3 protein-coding genes and 3 pseudogenes are annotated in these 6027 nt (G+C 67.3%); all 6 read right to left on the bottom strand.

Annotation, left to right across the window (positions count from 1 at the left end):
- Positions 1–399 (bottom strand): annotated as a pseudogene (locus tag BMG07_RS44525) (chemotaxis protein); the annotation flags it as partial.
- A 23-nt stretch (positions 400–422) separates the two neighbouring features.
- Positions 423–605 (bottom strand): annotated as a pseudogene (locus BMG07_RS44520) (PAS domain S-box protein); the annotation flags it as partial.
- Between the two features lie 16 nt (positions 606–621).
- On the bottom strand, positions 622–2187 hold the full coding sequence (locus BMG07_RS39360) for a methyl-accepting chemotaxis protein (RefSeq protein ID WP_198089023.1): 1566 nt from the start codon (positions 2185–2187) through the stop codon (positions 622–624).
- A 103-nt stretch (positions 2188–2290) separates the two neighbouring features.
- Positions 2291–4018, bottom strand: a complete 1728-nt coding sequence (locus tag BMG07_RS39355; RefSeq protein ID WP_198089024.1) for a methyl-accepting chemotaxis protein — start codon at positions 4016–4018, stop codon at positions 2291–2293.
- A 295-nt stretch (positions 4019–4313) separates the two neighbouring features.
- Positions 4314–5873: a methyl-accepting chemotaxis protein gene (locus BMG07_RS39350; RefSeq protein ID WP_198089022.1), complete on the bottom strand. Its 1560-nt coding sequence runs from the start codon at positions 5871–5873 to the stop codon at positions 4314–4316.
- Between the two features lie 54 nt (positions 5874–5927).
- Positions 5928–6027, bottom strand: a pseudogene (locus BMG07_RS39345) (chemotaxis protein CheW); the annotation flags it as partial.

The raw sequence follows: 6027 nt of genomic DNA, 5'->3' as shown, positions 1-6027 counted from the left end.
GCTGTGCGCGCCGGCGGACGCGGCCAGCCGGCTCGCCTCCGTCCAGCCCGCCACGCCCAGCCCGAGCGACAGCAGCGCGGCCGCGCTGGTCGCGCCGAACACGCGCTGGCGCACCGGAATGCGGCGCAGCTGCGCCAGCGGGTTCATCCAGCCGCGCTGGACCACCTGGCCCTGCTGCAGCGCGATGCCCTTGGCGTCGCCTTCGCGCATGCGGCGATACAGCGCGTCGGCCTCGACCACTTCGGCGCGACCGGGCCGGCTGCGCACGGACATGTAGCCCTGCACGCGCCCGTCGCGGCGGATCGGCGTGACGTTGGCCAGCACCCAGTAGAAGTCGCCGTTGTTGCGGCGGTTCTTGATGAGGCCGTCCAGGGCAGGCCCTGGCCCAGCGTTTCCCACAGGTCGGCGAAGGCCTCGGGCGGCACATCGGGGTGGCGCACGATGTTGTGCGCCTTGCCCATGAGCTCGGCCACCGTGTAGCCGCTGGCCTCGACAAAGGCGGGATTGACGTAGGTGATGCGACCCTTCAGGTCGGTGCGGGACACCAGGGCGGCGTCCTTCGGGAGTTCGTACTCGTTGGCGGTGACGGGCAAATTGACGCGCATGGTCCTGTCGCCGTTCTCAGGCCAGGGCCAGCTGGTTGCGGCCGAGGCGGAACACGCCGACGACCTGCGAAAGGCTGCCTGCCTGCTCCTGCAGCGACTGCGCGGCGGCCGAAGCCTCTTCGACCAGCGCGGCGTTCTGCTGCGTCACCTGGTCCATCTGCGTGATGGCCTGGTTGATCTGCTCGATGCCCGAGGTCTGTTCCTGGCTCGCGGCCGTGATCTCGCCCATGATGTCGGTCACGCGCTTCACGCTGCCGACGATTTCGTCCATGGTGCGGCCGGCCTCTTCGACCTGCTTGCTGCCCTCTTCGACCTTCTCCACGGAGTCGCCGATGAGGGTCTTGATTTCTTTCGCCGCTGCGGCCGAGCGTTGCGCCAGGCTGCGAACTTCCGATGCGACCACTGCGAAGCCACGACCTTGCTCACCAGCGCGTGCAGCTTCCACCGCCGCGTTCAGCGCCAGGATGTTGGTCTGGAAAGCGATGCCGTCGATGACACCGATGATGTCGACGATCTTTTTCGAGGACGCGTTGATCGAGCCCATGGTGTCGACCACTTGGGACACGACACTGCCGCCCTTGACCGCGACTTCCGACGCCGACACCGCCAGCTGATTCGCTTGCCGTGCGTTGTCCGCGTTCTGCTTCACCGTCGAAGTCAGCTCCTCCATCGAAGCCGCCGTCTGCTCCAGCGAACTCGCCTGCTCTTCGGTGCGCGAAGACAGGTCCTGGTTGCCCGACGCGATCTGGCTGGAAGCCGTCGCGATCGTGTCCGTGCCCGTGCGCACCTCGCCCACCACCTTGGCCAGGCTCTCGTTCATGTTCTTCAGTGCCTGCATCAGCTGGCCCGCCTCGTCGCGGCTTTCCACGCGGATGTCGGCGCTCAGGTCGCCGGCGGCCACGGTCTCGGCCACTTCCAGCGCATGGCCCAGCGGACGCACGATGCCCACGCTCAGGCGCCACGCAAACAGCGCGCCCAGCACCACGGCAATGGCCGACAGCGCCACCAGCGTGGTGCGGCCGGCCACGTAGTCGCTGCCGATGCCCTGCGCGGCGGCGTCGATCTTCTCGCGCTGGTGATTGGCCAGCGCCTCGACGGCGCCGCCGTAGACGCCCAGCGCGTCGGTGAACTTGGTGTCGACCAGCGTGTTGGCTTCGGCGAGCTGGCCGCTGTCCTTGAGCTTGTTGAGGGTGCCCACCGTTTCGAGCACCACGGCGCGCGCGGCGGCGACCTTGGCGTACAGCGCCTTTTCTTCCGGCGTGCTCAGCATCGATTCGAGCTTCTTCTGCGCCGGGCTGATGCGCGCCGAGCCGGCCGCCTGGATCTTGGAGAAATAGGCCGCAATGACCGGGTCGGTGGTCTTGACCATCGCGAAGTTGGCGACGGTGTTCGACTTCAGGTTGCTCAGCCACTCGCTGGCGAGCCGCTCCTTCACCAGCGCCTGCTCCACCATCTCGTCGGTGGCATGGCCGACGTTGGTCAGCCGCAGCACGCCGGTGCCGGCAATGAAAGCCATCAGCAGCAGCATCACCGCGAAGCCGAGCCCCAGGCGCGTGCCTATTTTCAGATCCTTCAAACGCATTGCTCTCTTCCTTCAATAACGGGGGACGGCTCCCGTTGCACGCGACGCGGCAACGCCGTCACTCTGTTATCGGCATCAGGTCGCCAGATTGAGTCCTTTCTTCTCAAAATTCCGTCCAGTCGCCTTTGGCGTCGCTGGCCATGGCGAGTTGCGGCGCCGGGCGGGTGCCGGGCACGCGGCGCGCGGGCAGCACCTTGGCGGGCGGCCTGGCCACCGGCTTGACCGGCGGCCTGTAGATCGGCGTGACGCGGGTGAAGCCGGGGCGCGGGGTGGCCACGGCGTTGGCGTCGAGCTTGAAAATGCTCACGGCCTGCACCAGGCTGCTGGCCTGCTCCTGCAGCGACTGGGCCGCTGCAGAGGCTTCTTCGACCAGCGCGGCGTTCTGCTGCGTGACCTGGTCCATCTGCGTGATGGCCTGGTTGATCTGCTCGATGCCCGAGGTCTGTTCCTGGCTCGCGGCCGTGATCTCGCCCATGATGTCGGTCACGCGCTTCACGCTGCCCACGATCTGTTCCATGGTGCGGCCGGCTTCGGCGACCTGCTTGCTGCCCTCTTCGACCTTCCCCACCGAGTCGCCGATCAGCGTCTTGATTTCTTTCGCTGCGGCTGCGGAACGCTGCGCCAGGCTGCGAACTTCCGACGCGACGACCGCGAAACCACGGCCCTGCTCGCCAGCGCGGGCGGCTTCCACCGCCGCATTCAGCGCCAGGATGTTGGTCTGGAACGCGATGCCGTCGATGACACCAATGATGTCCACGATCTTCTTGGACGATGCGTCGATGGAGCCCATGGTGTCCACCACCTGCGACACCACGCTACCGCCCTTCACCGCCACCTCCGAGGCCGACACCGCCAGCTGGTTGGCTTGGCGCGCGTTGTCCGCGTTCTGCTTCACGGTCGAGGTCAGCTCTTCCATCGAAGCCGCCGTCTGCTCCAGCGAACTGGCCTGCTCCTCGGTGCGCGAAGACAGGTCCTGGTTGCCCGAGGCGATCTGCCCCGATGCCGTGGCGATCGTGTCCGTGCCCGTGCGCACTTCGCGCACGATCCGCACCAGGCTTTCGTTCATGGCCTTGAGCGCGCCCATGAGCCGGCCGGTCTCGTCCTTCGAGCGCACGTCGATGCGCGAGGAGATGTCGCCCGCCGCCACTTTCTCGGCCACCTGCACGGCCTCGCCGATCGGCCGCGTGATCGAACGCGTGATGAGCCACGCCATGGCCGCGCCGGCCAGGATCGCGAAGACGCCCAGCGCCAGCATCAGGTTGCGCGAACGCGCATAGCCGTCGGCCGCCTCCCGGCTGGCCGTTTCGGAGCGCTTGCTCTCGCGGGTGTCCATCACGCCGAGTTCCTTGAGCACGACCTGCACGGCCGGCTGGAACTTCGTGATGAAGATCTGCGTCGCCTCTTCGTTCTTGTTCTGCAGCGCCAGCTCGGAGAGCTGGCCGTTGAGCGGCACGAGCACGCCCACCTTCTCGTCGACGGTCGCCAGCAGGCCTTTGCCCGTGGCCGTGAGCAGCAGCTTGGCCAGCGCGTTGCGGGCTTCGGTGTAGCGCTCGCGGGCGGCAACGATCTTCCGGGCCTCTTCGCGCATGGCCGCCTCGTCGCTCAGCAAGATCAGGTTGCCGTCGAGGATGGCGATGTCGCGGATGGCGTCGCCCATCGCGTTGATCGCCTCCACCCGGACGTTGTTGCCGTTGACGATGCCTTCGAGCCGCGACTGCACGTCGGTCATGGCCTGCAGGCCGAGCCCGATCGCGCCGGCCAGCATCAGCAGCACGGCGGCAAAGCCCAGGCCCAGGCGGGTGCCGATCTGGAGGTTGAGGAATGAGCGCATGGGTGTGTCAGGAATCCCTGCCGTTGACATGTTGAAAACCCGGTCCAGCCTTTCGGCGACCTTTGCCGCGTCGTCGCTGGAGCGGGCGAATGAATGCTTGATGTTCCAGACGACGGCCACGGCCACGAGCAGCAGCACCGCCCCCAGCATCAGCACCGCGCGGCACGCCCATTCGGAGCCGGCGCCGGCGCGAAAGCCGATGACGACCGCCAGCGCCAGCAGCAGGAACAAGGCGGCGAAGGCCGCGCCCAGGCGCAGGGCGAACGTCGGGGACAGGCGCGCGCGCACGGCTGCGTCAGGCCGCCACGGCCTCGTCGGCGTCGAGCTTGAAGGTGCTCACCGCCCTGACGAGGTTGTCGGCCTGCTCCTGCAGCGACTGGGCGGCAGCGGATGCCTCTTCCACCAGCGCGGCGTTCTGCTGCGTCACCTGGTCCATCTGCGTGATGGCCTGGTTGATCTGTTCGATGCCCGACGTTTGTTCCTGGCTCGCGGCGGTGATCTCGCCCATGATGTCCGTCACGCGGCGCACGCTGCCGACGATCTCTTCCATGGTGCGGCCCGCTTCGCTCACCTGCTTGCTGCCTTCTTCGACCTTCTCCACGGAGTCGCCGATGAGGGTCTTGATTTCCTTGGCCGCCGATGCCGAGCGCTGCGCAAGGCTGCGCACCTCCGAAGCAACCACGGCAAAGCCCTTGCCCTGTTCGCCTGCGCGGGCCGCTTCAACTGCGGCATTCAGCGCCAGGATGTTGGTCTGGAACGCAATGCCGTCGATCACGCCGATGATGTCGACGATCTTGCGCGACGATGCATTGATCGAGCCCATGGTGTCGACCACTTGCGACACCACGCTGCCGCCCTTCACCGCCACCGCCGAAGCCGACACCGCCAGCTGGTTGGCCTGGCGTGCGTTGTCCGCGTTCTGCTTCACGGTGCTCGTGAGTTCTTCCATCGAGGCCGCCGTCTGCTCCAGCGAGCTGGCCTGCTGCTCGGTGCGCGAGGACAGGTCCTGGTTGCCGGCCGCGATCTGCCGCGAGGCCACGGCAATCGAATCGCTCGAGGCCTTGATGCGCGTCACGAGGTCGGTGAGCGTGTCTTCCATCTCGCCCATGCCGCGCAGCAGGCGGCCGAAGTCGCCGCCGCGCTCGGTCTCGAACTCCTGGCTCAGGTCGCCGGCCGCCACGGTCTCGGCAATCAGCAGCGCCTCGCCGATCGGCTGCACGATGCTGCGCGCGAGCAGCCATGCGATCACCGCGCCCAGCACCAGCGCCAGCACGGCCAGCGCAATGATGTAGGTGCGGCCCGCGTGGTAGCGCGCGTCGATGTCGCCGGCCGTGCGGTCGATTTCCTGCTGCTGGTGCGCCACCATGGCGCGGATGCTCGCGTCGTAGCCGTCCAGCGCGGACAGCAGTTGAGAGTCGGTCAGCTTCGTCGCTTCGTCCGCGCGGCCTTCGGCCTTGAGCTTGAGGATCTGGTTGCGCAGCTCGACGTAGTCGCCGCGCTTTTTCTTGATGTCGGCGCTCAGCGCCAGCTCGGCGGGCGCGCTCAGCATGGCCTCGAGCTTCTTCTGCGTCTCGGTGATGGCGGTGCTGGTGCTGGTGATGTTCTTCTGCAGGTAGGCCTGCACCGCGGGGTCGTTGCTCTTGAGCAGCGAGAAGGTGCGCACGCTGTTGGTGTTGGTGCCCAGTTGCCAGGCGGCGGCCAGCCGCTCCTTCACCAGCGCGTTGCGGGCCATGTCCTGCGTGGCCTCGCCCACGCCCTGCAGGCGCAGCACGCCGATGCCGGCGATGAGCACCATCAGCGCGAGCACGGCCGCGAAGCCGGCGCCCAGGCGCTGGCTCGTATTCCAATTCTTCATGTTGTTCTCCTCTCGGACCCTCTGTGTCTTTGTTCTGCGGCGGCCGGAGGAAACTCAGGCCGCCATCTTCTCGATCAGGCCCATTTCGTCGCTGGACATGAGCCGGTCGATGTCCACCAGGATCAGCATCCGCTCGTCCAGCGTGCCCAGCCCG

The sequence above is a fragment of the Variovorax sp. E3 genome (assembly GCF_016082275.1).
Classification (GTDB): Bacteria; Pseudomonadota; Gammaproteobacteria; order Burkholderiales; family Burkholderiaceae_C; genus Variovorax.
The sequence above is the reverse complement of the archived record's forward strand: the minus strand, read 5'-3'. Positions and strand labels throughout refer to the sequence as shown.